The following is a 17,439-nucleotide window of genomic DNA, read 5'->3' on the forward strand; positions in this document are numbered from 1 at the left end:
TAAATTCGATGGCTCTATAAACAAGGCCTTATAAGAGAGTCTCCTTCGGGAGGCTCTTTTTTTGTTACCTAAAGAACAGAAAAATGCACATCATAGTGAGCGAATGTAAAGCAAGGAATAAGATGTGTTATTTCAATTACAGCTGATTACATGATTTTACGAGCCTTAATACAGTGATACCTGTTTACTATATAAACCTCGAAACCCAGTTGTTAAAGTATCTACCAAGTCATCGAGATTAGCTTTGAGGAACAACAGCACTTCTCGCTAAGCCATCTAAATTATTGATTATTAGATTGGACTGGTTAATAAGAGTAAGGACTGTTTTTAAACCAATGGCTATTTAAGTTAAATAACCTTGTTTTTAAAAATCAAATCCGATGATGGTTATGACAAATTTAATTACTTAGAAAAATAGTAACCTGTAAAATCCATCTACGGATTTAACATTCACAATAAATAAAAGGAAAATTATAATGAGTCAACTAATTCGATTAAAAGATATTCAAGCAACTCACCGCGACCTAATTGGTGATGATTATTATGATCCAACTGGCAAAAGCGCTTATGGTGCTGGTGAAGAAAAAATCGGTAAAATTGAAGGTGCTCTAGTTGAAGACAGCACAGGCCGTATCCGTTACTTAATCGTTGATGCTGGTGGTTGGTTTTCATCTAAAGAAGTATTAGTACCAGCAGGTCTAGCTCGTATCGTTGGTGATGATGTATTCTTTGACAGCTTAACCAAAGCACAAGTTGAAGCGATGGAAGAGTATGACCACGACTATCAGTACAGCTATGAAGAACAAACTCATAAAGATCGTGCTGCATTCGTTGCTGACACTGTACCAGAGCAAGAGCGTGTAGATGTTAAAGAAGATTTCTACAATGCACCAAACACGTTAGAGCTTTTAGAAGAACGCTTAACAGTGAATAAAGATCGCATCGTTGCCGGCCTAGTTAAAGTTGGTAAGCACGTAGTAACTGAAGATCGTCAAGTAGATGTAGAGCTTGAAGAAGAGCATGCACATATTGAGCGTACTGATGTTGATCGCCGTACTGACCGTAAAATCGGTGATGACGCTGGTCACAATACAGTAGAAGTTGAGCTTGAAGCTGAACGTGCTCGTGTTGGTAAAGAAACTTACGTAACAGAAGAAGTAAACGTTGGTAAAACAACTGAGCGTCATACTGAAACTATTCGCGAAACTATCCAACGTGAAGAACTTGACATCGACCGTGATGGCAACGTTGTAGACCGTGAAGGTAACATTGTGAACCGTGATGACATCACTGCTGATGACGTTCGTGCCGCTCGCGGTAAGTAATTGACAGCATTGTATTCGGCCAGCTTTAGGTAATCATTATTAATTATCTAACTGGTTAATGAGTACAATAGTTGAGTGTATTCTTAACAAGAAGCCAGGGTTTTTACTCTGGCTTTTTTAATGTCTGCACCTTTCTTGATAACTGAATTTAATACTGGTTATATTGGACCACTAAACCCAAGTATAAAACCAAAGTTTGTCTATTTATGCATATTATTAACCTGATTAATAAGTAAAATATACAGTGCACACGCTGGCAATGCGCTACGATAGACAAATCATAATACATAATATTAGTTTAACCTGTCTTAAAAAACTAAGACTGATAAAGATTCATACCTATCTTAAACATTAATTTTGGAGAACTACCTTATGGATAATAATATCAATGATAAAAATCAAAATACCACCACTGAATTATCAGAAGAACGCCGCAGTGCGCTGAGACGTGAAGCGTATGAAGCGCCTATTAATGAGCAGCGTACAACAGTTGGTAAAATTGAGCTGCTAGAAGAACGTGCTGTGGTAGATAAAGAGCGTTTGGATGTGGGTAAAATTACCGCTACTAAGCACGTGCGTACCAGAACCGTCAACGTACCTATTGAGCTAAGTGAAGAAGTATTGGTTATTGATACTGAGTATTACGATGCCGACTCACAAAGATTTTTAGCCAATGATGTAGGCGATCAAGATATTATCCGCCATATCGAACCTACTTTAAATCACACAGCGACTATCAAAGTTAACGGTTCAGATATATCGTTAGAAGATGGTCCGGTTGAGATTGTTATCTCTCGCCAAGTTGCTGTTATCAAAAAAGAGACGTATGCAGTGCAAGATATTGCTATTGAGAAATCAACACATGTCCATAAAGACAGCTTCGAGGTTGAGCTGCGTCATGAAGAGCTTGAGGTTATTGAAGAAGGCGACTTTACTCATAAAAATGCAGCTACTCAGCCTAAATAAAACGGGCTATTTGATTGTATGTAAATCAAAAGTATTTAAACCAAAAAGAGACCGCTCATAATGGGCGGTCTCTTTTTTTATGGTTATCATTGTAAGCAGTTAATCTACAAATAACCTATTCAATAACAGCTAAAGCTAATCAACAAATATTATTGTGCGGTGGTTGTCCCTTCTTGAACTGTACCTTCGGCAGGTCCAATCGCTGAGTCAGTTACTGGTGCATTATCAATAGCATCTACTTCACTGCTGTCATCAATAGCAGAAGCTGACGGAGTACTGCTTTCTGCACCTACTTCAGGTGTTTCTACTGACTGCTCATGTGCGTCTGCACTGTCTAAATCATCGAGATCATCTGCCACAATCGCAGGCTGATTACCCTCAGCTGGATCAGCTGACATTGTCGCTACTTCAGCATCCGTCTCTTGCTCTGGTGCGTCTGCAGCATCTTTTTGACATGCACTTAGCCCAATAGTAGCGGCAAACATGGCGGTCCATAAACTTAATTTTAATGACTTGTTGTTTATCATACTACTTATCCTTATGTGCAAAGTGGCCTTAAAACAAGCCTAATTTGGCGAAACCATTTACTACTGACTACTATCAAGGCTACGCCATTTACCAAATTATATATGCAATAGCATGACTTATGCTAGAACCCAATTCATCTAATTTAACCCATATTTTAAAATTAAACCAGACAACATTAGAACTAGATTTTGCCATGACACTGCTTGTAGCGTAGACCAGAACCACATGGGCATGGTGCATTACGGCTGATACCCATATTGGCATAAGGATTTTCACCTTGATTTCCCGCTGCGCCTGCCGCTTGTGCCGCTGCTAAGTTATTCAGTTGTGTATTGTTGTTTACTGGACTATTATTCGCCTGAGATTGGTTAAGCGCATCAACCTCTGGTGAATTATGACGCTCACCGGTCAAACTATCGACTTCGTCGTGCTCAAACATCATTCTCTGACGTTCGGCTTGAGCCAGACGCTCCGCTTCCATCGCCTCTAATTCTTCTTTAGTCGGGATATGGACACGCGATAAATCTTGTACCGTATCTGATTTAATAGCACCCAGCATCATCTGGAATAAATCAAACGACTCACGCTTATACTCTTGCTCTGGATTTTTTTGAGCATAACCACGCAAGTGAATCCCTTTACGCAGCTGATCCATTTGGGTTAAATGCTCTTTCCAGTGACGGTCTAAGCTTTGTAGCATAAAGTGACGCTCAAGCTGTGCAGCATTCTCTGGTGCCATTTGCTCGCGGCGATGACGATAACGCATAATTGCAGTGTCGATGATTTTCTCACGCAGACCATCTTCATCTAAGCGGCGATCTTCATCAAGCCAATCATTAATCGGCATATAGTATTTGAACTCGCTTTCAAGCTCATCTTCTAGGCCGTCAATATCCCACTGATCATCGATAGAGCCTGGTGGCACAAACTGGCTGATTAACGCATCATAAACATCACGATGCATCTCTTCAATCGCCTCTTTAAGGTCCGCTTCTGCAAGCAAATCATCACGCTGTGAGTAGATAACCTTACGCTGCTCGTTTGCCACATCATCGTATTTTAGAAGGTTTTTACGCGCGTCAAAGTCGCGGCTTTCTACTTTACCTTGCGCGTTCTCGATAGAGCGAGACACCATTTTATGTTCAATCGCTTCATCTTCTTTTAGACCCATGGCGCGCATCATATTCACCACGCGGTCACCGGCGAAGATACGCATTAAGTCATCTTCAAGCGATAGGAAGAATCGAGATTGACCTGGGTCACCTTGACGACCGGCACGACCACGCAGCTGATTATCAATACGGCGTGACTCATGACGCTCAGAACCGATAATGTGCAGGCCGCCAGCAGCGATGACTTCGTCATGCTTTTTCTGCCAAGCCGCTTTTAATCGCGCCATCTCCTCTGGGCTAACATTGTCAGGGTCAGTAATATACGCCTGCCAGTTACCACCCAAGATAATATCGGTACCACGGCCGGCCATGTTAGTCGCGATGGTCACCGCACGTGGACTACCCGCCTGCGCAATAATCTCAGCTTCACGTTCGTGCTGTTTGGCGTTTAGAACGTTGTGCTTAATACCTTCTTGATCCATCAAATAAGACAGCTCTTCACTGGCCTCAATGGTTGCGGTACCAACCAGTACTGGTGCGCCTTTTTTCTGAATCTCTTTAATCTCGCGGATAATACCTTTGTATTTACCAAGCTTGGTTAAGAAAATCTGGTCATCTAAATCAATACGTGCAATCGGCTTATGGGTTGGGATAACCACGACGTCGATGTCATACGTTGATTTAAATTCAGCCGCTTCGGTATCGGCTGTACCAGTCATACCTGATAGCTTCTCATAGAGACGGAAATAGTTTTGGAAAGTGGTTGTTGCAAGCGTTTGGTTTTCTGCTTGAATCTCAACGCCCTCTTTAGCTTCAACTGCCTGATGCAGACCATCTGACCAGCGGCGACCCGGCATGGTACGGCCCGTATTTTCATCAACAATAATTACTTCGCCATCATCAACGATGTAGTGCACGTTTTTCACAAAGATATGATGCGCACGAATTGCTGCTTGTACATGAGCTAATAATGGCAGACGGGTTGGGCTATATAAACTTTCATTCTCGTCAAGCTCGCCCACTTCGATTAAGAAAGACTCAATCTTCTCGTAACCTTTTTCGCTAATCTCAATTGAGCGGTTTTTCTCATCAATCCAGAAGTCGCCATCTTCATTATTCTTATTAGCTTCTTCATCTTGCGAACGGTTCAATCGAGGAATAATGGTATTAATCAGCGCATAAGTTGCAGATGAATCATCGGCTTGACCTGAGATAATCAGCGGCGTTCGCGCCTCATCAATTAAGATAGAATCAATTTCATCAATAATACAGTAGTTAAGCGGGCGCTGTTTTTTCTCAGCCAGGCTAAACACCATGTTATCGCGCAGATAATCAAAGCCGTATTCGTTGTTAGTACCATAAGTAATATCAGATTGATAGGCTTCAATCTTCTCTTGAGGTGGCTGCTGCGAGTAGATAACGCCAACCGTTAAACCTAAGAAGTCAAATAATGGACGGTTTAACTCTGCATCGCGCGCCGCTAAGTAATCGTTGACAGTAACTACGTGCACGCCTTTACCGCTGATGGCATTTAGGTAAATGGCAAGAGTCGCCATTAAGGTTTTACCCTCACCAGTACGCATCTCGGCAATTTTGCCTTCATGCAAGGTGATACCACCGATAATCTGCACATCATAATGGCGCATACCCAGTACACGCTTCGAGGCTTCACGACACACCGCAAAGGCTTCGGGCAACAAAGAGTCTAAACTGGCGCCTTCATCGAAACGACGCTTAAACTCTGCCGTCTTTTCGCGAAGCTGCTCATCTGTGAGCGCAGCAACTGCCTCTTCTTGAGCATTCACTTTTGCGACAATCTGACGCATACGTTTCAGCTCACGATCGTTCTTTGTTCCAATAACGCTTCCGACTATTTTTGACAACATAACTTTGTGGACCTATCTATCGACTGAGTCTGGCATCTTTAGGTGCCGACCGAAAAAAATTTTATTTATTATATATGGTAACAGTATTGATAGATACAAGGGCAAGTGATTCTACACTCACAATATATTTATTCTTTTTCCTAAAATCAGCATGAATGTTTACTATCTCTGGTTGTTCAATAAGGTATGCGCCCCCATTATTTATTAGGCAATAGATGTTAAAATGGTGGTTTTTGATAACCTCTTTTATAACATCGAATTCGGCTGTCTCCTCTCTTTTTAATTTTTATTTGCGACTTTGCTTAAGCGTCTACTATGTCTAATACCCCAAGTAATCGAAGTAATACTAATATCTTAAACATCGCTGGCACCCAGTATAATCTGGATGACCACACGCCAATGATGGTGCAATATCTCACTTTAAAAGCTCAATATCCGCATGCATTACTGCTATACCGTATGGGCGACTTTTATGAGCTGTTTTTTGAAGATGCACAGCGCGCCGCTGATATCTTAGACATCACCCTAACCCGCCGCGGTAATGACAAAGCCGGAAATAATATTGCCATGGCAGGGGTTCCCTTTCACGCCGCAGAAAGCTATATGGCACGTCTCATTGCGGCAGGCGAAACTGTAGTGATTTGTGAGCAAGTCGAAGAAGAGCCTACTGCCGATGATGAAGCAGACAAACCGGCCAATAAAGGCATTATGCGCCGTGAAGTAGTTAAAAAGCTAACTGCGGGAACATTGACCGATGATGCTCTCATTGCGCCCAATCAAACACCGAGCGTGGTCGCCATTGACCTAAAGCTTGGTAAAGGGGCTAACAAGCTTAAATACATGCAAATTGGTGTCAGTCAACTGGACATCAATGCCGGTACTTTACGCACTCAAACACTGCTCAACACTGATAATCAGCTAGCGTCGCAGAGTCAGAGTACTGATTATGAAAATATCCTAAAACAGCGCTTACTTACGGTGTTAACCCGCTTTGCGCCAAGTGAAGTCATCATTTCTGAGACCCTTAGTGATGATTGGCGACACTGGCTACAAGACAAGCTGTATTGTCCGGTGATTAGTGTCGCCGCCAGTGACTTTCATCCACAGCATGCCGGCGAAACCGTATGCCGACAATTTAATGTACAAACATTAGAGGGTCTTGGCATTGCTGATAGCATAGTCGCTCAGACCAGTAGCGCAGCACTGATTCATTATGCACAGCAAACGCAGCAGCGCCATACGCCGCAAGTGACCGAGCTTATCGTTGAACGAGATGAAGACTATCTGATTATTGATGATATCAGCAGTCGTAACCTAGAGCTATTTGCGCCAGTTAGTCCGACCGGCACCAGTCTATTGACCGTGGTTAATCAGTGTCAAACGCCTATGGGTAAACGCCTGCTCGCTAATCAATTAAAGCGTCCCCTACGTTTGGCTCAATCACAAGGCACCTTAATACAACGCCTTGATGCAGTTGAGTGGTTGGTAAATCAGCCTACGCTATCTAACCTTATAACACTACAAGAAACGCTACATAATATCTTTGATATTGAACGTATTAGCAGTCGTATTGGTCTGCACAGTGCTAAGCCTCGTGACCTACGCCGCTTAGCAGACAGTATCCATCACAGTCAGCAATTGGCAAACTCCCTACAAAATATGGGGCTAAATTCTGATGATTCAGGCTTGCTACCGATGCTAAGCGGTCAACTGCCCGAACAGCATGTAGAGCTGTTGGATATCAAAGCACTTTTAGAGTCTGCAATCGTAGAAGAGCCACCAGCGCACATTCGTGATGGCGGTATGATTGCGACAGGCTTTGATGAGGATTTTGATCGTCTGGTGCATTTGCATGACAATATTCAAGAAACCTTGGATGACATGGCAAATGACGCACGCCATGAACATCAATTGCCGAGCTTAAAAGTTGGCTTTAATAAAGTGAGCGGTTTTTATTTTGAACTGCCAAAAGGACAAGCGGCTCAAGCACCTGATCATTTTATCCGCCGTCAAACCTTAAAGAACAGCGAGCGCTTTATTACCGAGCCGCTAAAAGATTTAGAGATTAACTATCTTGATGCGCAGACTAATGCACTGGCCCTTGAAAAGGCGCTCTATCAAAAGCTATTGCTCGATTTAAGCGAGCAGCTAAGCCATCTTCAGCGTCTCAGTGCGGCAGTGGCTCAAATTGATGTGTTGCTTAATTGGGCAATACTGGCCAAAGAGAATAACTGGGTGCGTCCTGCTCTCGATAGCAGCAGCAGTTATATTAATATCGAAGCCGGGCGTCACTTGGTGGTTGAAGCCATGAGTCAGCCCAAAATCGCCAATCATCAAGCCGGCAGCACCTCCAGTCCTCAACACTTCGTGGCAAATGACTGCCAGTTAGGTACGGTAGAAAATCCCGAGCGACTTTTACTTATTACTGGCCCGAATATGGGTGGTAAATCCACTTATATGCGTCAAACAGCTTTGATTGTATTGCTTGCCTGCTGTGGTAGCTTTGTGCCTGCCTCAAAAGCCATTATCGGTGATATCGACCGTATTTTTACCCGTATTGGCTCTGCCGATGACTTGGCAGGCGGTAAATCCACCTTTATGGTTGAGATGATTGAGACCGCTCAAATTCTAAATTTAGCCACTGATCGCTCCTTGGTGCTGATGGATGAAGTTGGACGCGGTACCTCGACCACAGATGGTCTGGCCATCGCTCATGCTTGTGCAGTACAGCTTTGTGTTATGCGTAGCCTGACTTTATTTGCTACCCATTATTTTGAGTTGACCGAGCTTGCCCATCAAGACGCGCTTAGACATCAACTGCGCAACGTGCATGTGGCAGCCAGTCATATTGATGGACAGCTATTACTGCTGCACAAAATTCAACAAGGCGCTGCCAGCTCAAGCTTTGGTCTGCACGTGGCAAAAATGGCCGGTATCCCCGACAGCGTTTTAGAAGCCGCTCAGCATTATCTTAACGAGCAAAACACTTTATTGACCAAGCCACTAAACCAATCAATAGATAGCATTGAGAATGGATTCGATTTTGAATCGCTAGATACTGATGATAATCATGCTAAATTCGATAAAGCTTATGCAAATGCTGACGATAGCGGTGTAAATAAGCGACAAACCGAGGCTGGTTCTGCGACGGAACACTATAATTCTCACTTAGAAAAAGAGGATTTAGTTGCCCAGCAGTCAGCTATAAATATAGCGCCTAGCCCTATAGACGCTAAGGCTAACGCTCTTTTAGAGAGGCTACAGCAGCTGCAACCTGATGAGCTTACGCCGAAGCAAGCACTGGATTTAATTTATGAATTAAAACAGGCAACAAAACTTGACTGATGCGAATTTGTGAAATAGACCTTAACAGGGTAAAATAGCACCCTAAATTAATCTTATTACTCACTCCTAATTTATCTTGGTTGCACATTTCACTTAGCTTGAGATGGACTCTTGGTCACTGATAATAGATTTTTATCCAGTGATTATCATAAGAGCACCATACGCCATAGTGACTGACATAGACTGCTAAGATAACTTTTATAAAGGTAGCTCGCTATGACATTTGTTGTCACTGATAATTGCATCCGCTGCAAATACACCGATTGTGTTGAAGTCTGCCCTGTGGACTGCTTTTATGAAGGGCCTAACTTCTTGGTCATTCACCCTGATGAATGTATTGACTGTGCGTTGTGTGAACCTGAATGTCCAGCAAATGCGATTTTCTCTGAAGACGAAGTGCCTAAAGGCCAAGAAGAGTTTATTGAGCTAAACGCTGAGCTTGCAGAAGAATGGCCAAACATCATTGAAATGCAAGGTCCACTACCTGACGCTGAAAAGTGGGACGGTGTGGAAGGCAAGATTCAGTATCTAGAGCGTTAAGCCACTTTCTTCAAGCATAGATAACTTAAAGCACAAATGAGATAGTTCATCTTATTAGCTAAAAAAGCGACCCGAATTGGGTCGCTTTTTTATGGTTTCTTTATTAGGGCGTGTGGAACATTCGCAAATTAGCACTGCTGATAGCTAAAATTGTTTCAGACTAGGCGTAAACCGTCGTTAATGTCTAGACCTTGACTAGGTTTGCAACAACGTCTGGGGCGATTTTAGCATCAGCCTCACTCGAGCACAGCTCTCGCCTTGCGAACGGGCAAAGCAGTGCTTTGCTTAATCCGTTCTCAGGGGCGGGACTCTTTTTTGCCAATATATTGCGAAATTGTCTAACTTAGAATGACTAAGCGTCAAAAATTTCACTGCATATTGACTAAAAAATAGTCGCCGCCAGTGCCATGGTCGAATGTTCCACACGCCCTAATAAATAAAGCAAAAAAATAGCACCTAAGGAAGGTGCTATTTTTTATGCGTAGTTGCTAAGAACCACAGTTTATTTAGCATAAACCATCAGTTACGGTATCTACAGTTTGGACTGAGGCACTGCCGATAAGAATTCATTACGGGCTTGCACGTCAGTTTTATACACGCCTAGCATAGAGGTGGTGCGTGTGCTTGAGCGCTGTTTATTGACACCACGCATCATCATACACATGTGCGAGGCATCCATGACTACAGCGACGCCGCGACAACCCGTGACCTCCATAATGGCTTCAGCAACCTGCTCGGTTAAGTTCTCCTGAATCTGTAAGCGGCGTGCAAACATATCTATAATACGCGCAACTTTAGATAGGCCCAATACTTTGCCATCGGGCAGATAACCAACATGAGCCACACCATAGAAAGGCAATAGGTGGTGTTCACATAAAGAGTAGAACTCAATGTTGTGTATTAGTACCAGTTCTGAGTTATCGGTTGGAAATACCGCTTGATTGGTGACTTCCTCTAAGGATTGATGATACCCTTGGGTAAGATAACCAAAAGCCTTTGCCGCACGGGTCGGAGTATCTAGTAATCCTGGACGGCTTAAATCCTCACCGGTTGAGGCGATGAGTTTGGCATAAAGATCTGGGCTAGGTAGCCTTGGATCTAGTGGCGTATTTGACGAATTTGAATTAGAATCACACATAGTCATCAGTAGCAAAATAAAAGAATGCTATAGCTTAACGGCTATAGATAAATTGTAAAGGTCTTTGTCAAAAAATAGCGGATTATTTTTAAATTTTCATCGAAAATGCTCGTATTAGAATAATAAATCTTGGAGTTTAACTATGTTGTTACATGGAAAGCGATTTGTGGTGACCGGCATTGCCAGTAAATTATCAATCGCTTGGGCAATTGCAGAAGCATTACACCGCGAAGGGGCGTCACTAATTCTGACTTATCCTAACCAAAAAATGAAAAAACGCGTGGATAAGGCCGCCGAAAAATTTGGTGCAGAATTGGTTGTCGCTTGTGACGTCTCATCGGATGAGCAGATAAAAGACTGCTTTGATACGGTCAGCGAACATTGGAGCGATGGCATCGATGGTGTGGTGCATGCCATTGGATTTGCACCTGCTGAAGAGCTCAATGGTGATTTTACAGACGTCACTACTCGTGAGGGTAGTGCGATTGCGCATGATATCTCTGCTTATAGTTTTGTCGCGTTGGCAAAAGCATCACGAGAGCTATTATCAAAACGTAAAGGCGCATTACTGACATTGACCTATCAAGGCAGCACCTCAGTATTGCCTAATTATAATGTTATGGGTATGGCAAAAGCCAGTCTGGAGGCCAGCGTGCGTTATCTGGCTGCGTCCTTGGGTCCTGAAGGTATCCGAGTCAATGCAATCTCTGCTGGGCCAATTCGTACCTTGGCAGCCAGTGGTATTAAGTCATTTCGTAAAATGCTCGATGTTAACGCCAAAATAGCACCGCTACAGCGTAATGTCAGTCAGATAGAGGTGGGCAATGCCGCCTTATTCTTATTGTCACCTTGGGCGTCTGGTATTACGGGTGAGATATTGTTTGTCGATGGCGGCTTTAATACCGTGGCCATGAGCGATGCATTACTAAATATGGATGATGATTCAGACAGCTAATTGATAGTCAGCGAACTACTAAATTGTTACAGTGTTAACCTCTCTAAGCCTACTTTTGTAGTACTGGCGCTCGGTCGAGTTGTTGCTATTTTAGATTTCTCTGACCCTAATTGATATCAATATATTGGTATCAATAAAAAAGAAGACGCCTAAATTAGGCGTCTTCTTTTTGTTTAAAAGGTGCGTAAGACAAATTAGCTGTCTTTTTCTTCTTCATGATCTTCATGCTCGTGCATGCCTTTCATCATATCTAACGCACAGTCATCAGTACGCTGCTGATCTTGTTTATCTAAATGATCTTGGTTAATATCGTTACGTGCCATTTTGGTCGTTTTATCAGTTTTGTTTGTCATGATTGCTGTCTCCTACAAATTATTGCTCTATTTGATGTCTAATTTTGTTGTTGTCCCTTTTAGTCATAATAGAGGCAGCTTATCACCTCTACTAAATCATAAGTTTATTATAGAAGGAAATATCGCTCAATGTGTTTACATATGTAAACTAATATTTTATAAGCGTAAATTTGTAAATGGCCTAGATAAAGATGTGCTAATAACCTGATTAGAAGTCTAACCATACCCAGCTGTTTTCAAGCCAAGCCATAACAGTTTGTACAGATAATTTGTCCGCTAATGATAAGTCTTCTTCACTTAACGACTCACCATCTGCCAAGCGCCTTAATAAGCTGGCTTCAAAATCACTAATATCATTCAAATATTGACCGTTCGCGTAAAGGCGCAGCTCATTATCAATATGAGTATAGATAAGACGGCTACTATAGTCTGGGCGAAGTACAGCGCCTTCATATAACGCTTGCTGTAACTGTTGAGCATCTAGCGACTCTTCTGGAATAAGCAGCTCATATTCACGCTTACTGACCACTTCACTCACGGCTTGCTCAATAATCTTATCTCCCTTGGGCGACTGTAGCATTTCAAGTAGCTGTGCTTTAATCTGGTCAATACTGGCTTTATCTAACTGACCTGCCGGCTGCATCGCTTGCTCAAGTAACATAGGCACAAAAAGCGACGCATCGGTAGTGGCCGTATCGACCAAACTATCCAATACTTGCATCACGTTCGGACGTCTAAAGCCAAATGAAAAGGTTATACAGTCATCTTGAGCAACCCCATAATGCGACAGCTTAGGCGGTACATATAGTACGTCGCCAGGCTCTAATATCTCATCAAAGATAATATCGCCCATGTCATCAAAAATACGAATCGGCTGATTTGGAATAAACTCAGTGGTTAAGTCGCAGTATTTGCCCAGTTGCCAGCGTCTATGACCATAGCCTTGAGCAAGGAACACATCATAGTCATCATAATGCTTGCCCACAGATCCGCCAAAAGGTGCATACGACACCATAATATCGTCACGCTGCCACTGCGGAATAAAGTCAAATGCATTCCATAATTGACCAAGCTCTGGTGACCATTGTTCTAAGTTCTGTACCAGTACCGTCCATTGTTCAGGTAAATCAGCAAACATCTCTTCAGATAGTGGGCTTTGTTGCAGTTTCCATTGCTCGTTATGTTCGCTATCATTGTCTATTTTGTGCTGAGTAATCAAGCGGGCAGTTGCTGCTTCATCTAAGCTGAGGCCTAAAATATCCTCAGGCTCAAACATATCAGCAAGTTGCGGTAAGCCTTGTTTGATTAACAACGGCTTTTTTTGCCAATATTCTGCCAAAAACTGTTCAGGGGTAATATGATCCGGTAAGCAAAAATTAAGTGCGCTCATTGATAAGTCCATGTCATACGATGAATAAAAGTGTCGAGGAAAAGCTTTAGCAAATGACGTGAATAGTTTATGATTGTAGGTGCAGATAAATCCCTTAATATTTTAGGATATTTATGAAGAAGCTAACCTTTATTACCATCATTATTAGTAGCATAATTTTGCAAGCATGTATTCACAAAGTGGTGACTGTGCCTGTGAAAGTGGCTTATAAAACTACCAAAGGCGTGGTAAAAGGCACGGCAGCAGTGACTCGTGCGGTTATCCCAGGCGGTGATTAGCCAGTATGAGATAATTAACAATAATAAGGTAAGCCACAATCAAGAGTAGACCACTCGTTTGAAGACTCTAGCCGTCTTCTAGCACGGATGATATCGTTTTACGCTTAAACCAATAAATCAAAGCACTGATAATGCTGCCTAAAAAGGCGATGGCAATATCTTTTTGTGCATCCCATAGATCACCCTGCTGACCATTATACGCCTCAGCAGCTTCTGGTGATAAGGTGATGGCGATTGACCATTCAAATAGCTCATACAAAGCACTGCTTGCCAGATTAAACTGAAGCACAAGCAGTAGTAAGGTTTTGAGCGATAAGCTTGGCATAAAATGACGAAACACATCGTACATTAGCGGAAGTAATAGCAAGCCATAACTGAAATGTACCAGCCTGTCATACATGTTACGCTGCCAACCAAACACCTCATTTAAATCAATTGAAAATAGCTGCTGAGTCCAATCATTATAAGGGACGTAAGAGTATAAATATCTTGCCCCAATGATGTGAATCATAATAAACACACTGGCCAATAAAAACGATAAAGGCCTGCTATCACACCTTCGATAACAAAGCCATAGCACCGCCATAAAAATAACCGTACCTGCTTGATGCAGCAGATAATCGCTCCAATTTAAAGGATGAATGCTTGCCAGTAGCATCACTAAAGTGACCACTATCAGGCAAGCATTGACGATAGGGTGATTCAAGCGAGGACTTGCTGTCTTTGTCATACTATCGGCAATAAGTGATTACTTATAGCTTGGCAATCCACTCATCGATAGCCAATGCTTGCTCATCTGCATTACCAATATAGGTCGCAGGGGTTAGCTCACGTAGGCGGGCTTTGTCGGCATCTGGCACAGCATCTAGCTCATTACTATCGACAAACTCAAGCATTTTCTCACGGGTCATGGCTTGACCACGGGTTAAGGCTTTTAGCTTCTCGTATGGGTTTTCTACACGGTAGCGGCGCATCACAGTTTGGATAGGCTCTGCCAATACTTCTTGTGCATTATCTAAATCGCTATCAAGCTTCTCAGGATTGACTTCTAGTTTGCCAACGCCTTTTAAGCATGCATCATAAGCAATCATACCTTGAGCAAGGCCAACACCAATATTACGTAGAACGGTTGAGTCAGATAGGTCGCGCTGCATACGAGAGATAGGCAGTTTTTCGCCTAAATGTGCAAGCATAGCATTTGCAACGCCTAAGTTACCTTCAGAGTTTTCAAAATCAATCGGGTTAACCTTATGCGGCATAGTTGATGAACCCACTTCACCGTCTTTAAGTTTTTGCTTGAAATAGCCTAAGCTGATGTACTGCCAGATATCACGGTTAAAATCGATTAGCACAGTGTTAAAACGGCGCAGCGCATCAAATAGCTCAGCGATATAGTCGTGTGGCTCAATTTGAGTGGTGTATGGGTTAAAAGTTAGGCCTAAGCGCTCAGTGATAAATTGCTGTGCATGTGCTGTCCAATCAACATTTGGATAAGCAGATAGGTGAGCATTGTAATTACCAACGGCACCGTTAATTTTACCTAATAGTTCTACTTGATTGATTTGCTTAATTTGACGGGCTAGGCGATAAGCCACATTGGCCATCTCTTTACCCAAAGTTGTTGGGCTAGCAGTCTGACCGTGGGTACGAGACAACATAGGCTGTTTGGCGTGTTCTTTCGCCAGTGCCACAATAGAGTCTGTCACTTCTTGCAATTTAGCAACGACGATGTCACGGCTGTCTTTTAGCATTAACGCATAAGATAGGTTGTTTATGTCCTCCGAGGTACAAGCAAAGTGAATAAATTCTAGGCTGTCTTCTAACTGAGCATTGCCGCGGAATTTGTCTTTGATGAAGTACTCAACCGCTTTAACATCATGGTTGGTGGTTTTTTCGATATCTTTAATCGCTTGTGCGTCGTCTTCGCTAAAGTTATCAACGATGGCGTCTAAAAAGGCATTGGTATCGTGATCAAATTTGGCCAATTCAGTAATGGCGTCGTTATCAGCTAAGGCTTGTAACCAGCGAATCTCAACAGTAACTCGGGCTTTAATAAGACCAAACTCTGATAAGTGAGCGCGTAATGAGTCAGCACGGCTGGCATAGCGACCGTCAATTGGAGATAGGGCGGTTAAGGCAGATAAAGAGGCAGACATAAATATCCTTTAGCTCAGTGGGTGAAAAATAAATTTAGTAAACGCTAATTCTTTAAAGCGATAAATAAAAAAGGATGTCGTGATTGGCAGCAAAAGTCAGACAAAATAGCAAAACTTAAATGAAATACAGTTTGTAATTACCGTGGTTTGTAATTATAGCAACTAATTACACACAGTGACTTGTAAAGTCTAAAAAACTGGCGTTATTAGCTAAGCTACTCAAACGACTCAATCACACCGCCGCCTAAGCAAACTTCACCAATATAAAATACAGCGGATTGACCTGGAGTAACCGCACGCTGCGGCTCATCAAAGATAACCTTAACTTTATTGTCATCCTCTTTATCGACAAATACAGTACAGCTTTGATCAGGCTGACGATAACGGGTTTTGGCCATACACTTTAGACCTTGCTCACTAAATATAGCGGCCGGTGCGACACGCTCAACCCAGTCAAGTTTATAAGCGGTTAAGCTTTGGCTTAGTAGCATAGCATGGTCATGACCTTGACCCACGATTAGCTCGTTATTACTCAAGTCTTTTTGCAGCACAAACCATGGCTCTTCAGGTCGGTCTTTAACGCCGCCAATGCCAATACCGCCGCGCTGACCTAAGGTGTAATACATCAGGCCATCATGCTTGCCAATAGTAACGCCATCATCAGTGACGATATTACCGGGCTTAGCCGGCAAGTACTGCTGCAAGAAGTCCTTAAAGCGGCGCTCACCAATAAAGCAAATACCTGTAGAATCTTTCTTTTTAGCCGTTGCGAGGTCATGCTCTTCAGCAATACGGCGTACTTCAGGCTTCTCTAATTCGCCAACAGGGAACAAGGTCTTAGCAATCTTGTCACCGCCAACAGCATGTAAGAAATAGCTTTGGTCTTTATTATTATCGAGACCACGCATGAGATGAGCGACTTCTAGGCCATCTTCGCGCTGATAATTAATGCTGCGGCGGGTGTAATGACCGGTGGCAATATAATCTGCACCTAAGGTCACGGCGTAGTCCAAAAAGGCTTTGAACTTAATTTCTTTATTACACAGAATATCTGGATTTGGCGTACGGCCGGATTGGTATTCGGCTAAGAAATGCTCGAACACTCGGTCCCAATACTCCATCGCGAAGTTTGCAGTATGTAAGGTAATACCGATCTTGTCACACACTGCCTGCGCATCGGCTAAGTCTTCCATAGCAGTGCAGTACTCGGTGCCATCATCTTCTTCCCAGTTTTTCATAAATAGGCCTTCTACCTGAAAGCCGGCCTGTTGCAGCAGTACTGCTGATACAGAAGAATCCACGCCACCAGACATACCCACAATGACGCGAGTTTGACTCGGATTGTGTACATCGCTTAGGCGTAGAGCGGGTAAATGATAGTCGGTATTTTGGGATGAGAGAGAGGTCGTCATAAGCGTCAGAAACTATGATAAAATTTGGGAGAATTATAACACTGATGAGGCAATA

General features: G+C 42.8%; 14 protein-coding genes. 6 read left to right on the forward strand and 8 right to left on the reverse strand.

Features of this window, described 5'->3' with window-relative positions; genetic code table 11:
• The first annotated feature begins 476 nt into the window (after positions 1 to 476).
• Together AC2SLM_RS01825 and AC2SLM_RS01830 are read left to right on the forward strand one after the other, a co-directional pair.
• Entirely contained in the window at positions 477 to 1,325 is an 849-nt protein-coding gene (locus AC2SLM_RS01825) for a DUF2382 domain-containing protein (protein WP_486543306.1), read from the forward strand.
• Positions 1,326 to 1,697: 372 nt separating this feature from the next.
• Positions 1,698 to 2,291 carry a YsnF/AvaK domain-containing protein gene (locus AC2SLM_RS01830; RefSeq protein WP_486551619.1) on the forward strand — a complete coding sequence of 198 codons (594 nt, stop codon included), beginning with the start codon at positions 1,698 to 1,700 and terminating at the stop codon, positions 2,289 to 2,291.
• A gap of 149 nt (positions 2,292 to 2,440) precedes the next feature.
• Here AC2SLM_RS01830 and AC2SLM_RS01835 read toward each other — a convergent pair whose 3' ends face one another.
• Both AC2SLM_RS01835 and secA read right to left on the reverse strand, forming a co-directional pair.
• Positions 2,441 to 2,818, reverse strand: coding sequence for a hypothetical protein (locus tag AC2SLM_RS01835; RefSeq protein ID WP_486543302.1), 378 nt, complete (start codon positions 2,816 to 2,818; stop codon positions 2,441 to 2,443).
• 182 nt (positions 2,819 to 3,000) lie between these two features.
• Entirely contained in the window at positions 3,001 to 5,817 is a 2,817-nt protein-coding gene (secA, locus tag AC2SLM_RS01840) for a preprotein translocase subunit SecA (protein ID WP_486551621.1), read from the reverse strand.
• 315 nt (positions 5,818 to 6,132) lie between these two features.
• Between secA and mutS the strand changes: the two genes are divergently transcribed.
• Together mutS and fdxA are read left to right on the forward strand one after the other, a co-directional pair.
• A complete protein-coding gene (gene mutS / locus AC2SLM_RS01845) occupies positions 6,133 to 9,162 on the forward strand; it encodes a DNA mismatch repair protein MutS (RefSeq protein ID WP_486551622.1) in 3,030 nt (1,009 codons plus the stop codon).
• A 216-nt stretch (positions 9,163 to 9,378) separates the two neighbouring features.
• Positions 9,379 to 9,702 carry a ferredoxin FdxA gene (fdxA, locus tag AC2SLM_RS01850; protein ID WP_486551623.1) on the forward strand — a complete coding sequence of 108 codons (324 nt, stop codon included), beginning with the start codon at positions 9,379 to 9,381 and terminating at the stop codon, positions 9,700 to 9,702.
• 532 nt (positions 9,703 to 10,234) lie between these two features.
• Here fdxA and folE read toward each other — a convergent pair.
• The gene (folE, locus tag AC2SLM_RS01855) at positions 10,235 to 10,840 is read right to left on the reverse strand and encodes a GTP cyclohydrolase I FolE (protein WP_486540667.1); all 606 of its coding nucleotides are present in this window, start codon (positions 10,838 to 10,840) and stop codon (positions 10,235 to 10,237) included.
• A 142-nt stretch (positions 10,841 to 10,982) separates the two neighbouring features.
• Between folE and AC2SLM_RS01860 the strand changes: the two genes are divergently transcribed.
• Positions 10,983 to 11,795, forward strand: coding sequence for an enoyl-ACP reductase FabI (locus AC2SLM_RS01860; RefSeq protein ID WP_486551625.1), 813 nt, complete (start codon positions 10,983 to 10,985; stop codon positions 11,793 to 11,795).
• Positions 11,796 to 11,989: 194 nt separating this feature from the next.
• On the opposite strand, the gene AC2SLM_RS01865 is transcribed toward AC2SLM_RS01860, so the two are convergent.
• Together AC2SLM_RS01865 and AC2SLM_RS01870 are read right to left on the reverse strand one after the other, a co-directional pair.
• Positions 11,990 to 12,148: a hypothetical protein gene (locus AC2SLM_RS01865; RefSeq protein ID WP_486543870.1), complete on the reverse strand. Its 159-nt coding sequence runs from the start codon at positions 12,146 to 12,148 to the stop codon at positions 11,990 to 11,992.
• Positions 12,149 to 12,356: 208 nt separating this feature from the next.
• Positions 12,357 to 13,538: a JmjC domain-containing protein gene (locus AC2SLM_RS01870; RefSeq protein WP_486551626.1), complete on the reverse strand. Its 1,182-nt coding sequence runs from the start codon at positions 13,536 to 13,538 to the stop codon at positions 12,357 to 12,359.
• 113 nt (positions 13,539 to 13,651) lie between these two features.
• On the opposite strand from AC2SLM_RS01870, the gene AC2SLM_RS01875 reads away from it, so the two are divergent.
• Entirely contained in the window at positions 13,652 to 13,816 is a 165-nt protein-coding gene (locus AC2SLM_RS01875) for an NF038104 family lipoprotein (protein ID WP_486551627.1), read from the forward strand.
• Positions 13,817 to 13,883: 67 nt separating this feature from the next.
• On the opposite strand, the gene AC2SLM_RS01880 is transcribed toward AC2SLM_RS01875, so the two are convergent.
• From AC2SLM_RS01880 to mnmA, 3 genes are all read right to left on the reverse strand, one after another.
• Entirely contained in the window at positions 13,884 to 14,546 is a 663-nt protein-coding gene (locus AC2SLM_RS01880; protein WP_486551629.1) for a DUF2238 domain-containing protein, read from the reverse strand.
• A gap of 22 nt (positions 14,547 to 14,568) precedes the next feature.
• Entirely contained in the window at positions 14,569 to 15,972 is a 1,404-nt protein-coding gene (gene purB / locus AC2SLM_RS01885; RefSeq protein WP_486551630.1) for an adenylosuccinate lyase, read from the reverse strand.
• A gap of 215 nt (positions 15,973 to 16,187) precedes the next feature.
• Positions 16,188 to 17,384 (reverse strand): tRNA 2-thiouridine(34) synthase MnmA, encoded by a 1,197-nt coding sequence (gene mnmA, locus AC2SLM_RS01890; protein ID WP_486551632.1) that lies wholly within the window; start codon positions 17,382 to 17,384, stop codon positions 16,188 to 16,190.
• Between the last annotated feature and the right edge of the window lie 55 nt (positions 17,385 to 17,439).

Source organism: Psychrobacter sp. CX16 (assembly GCF_057396245.1).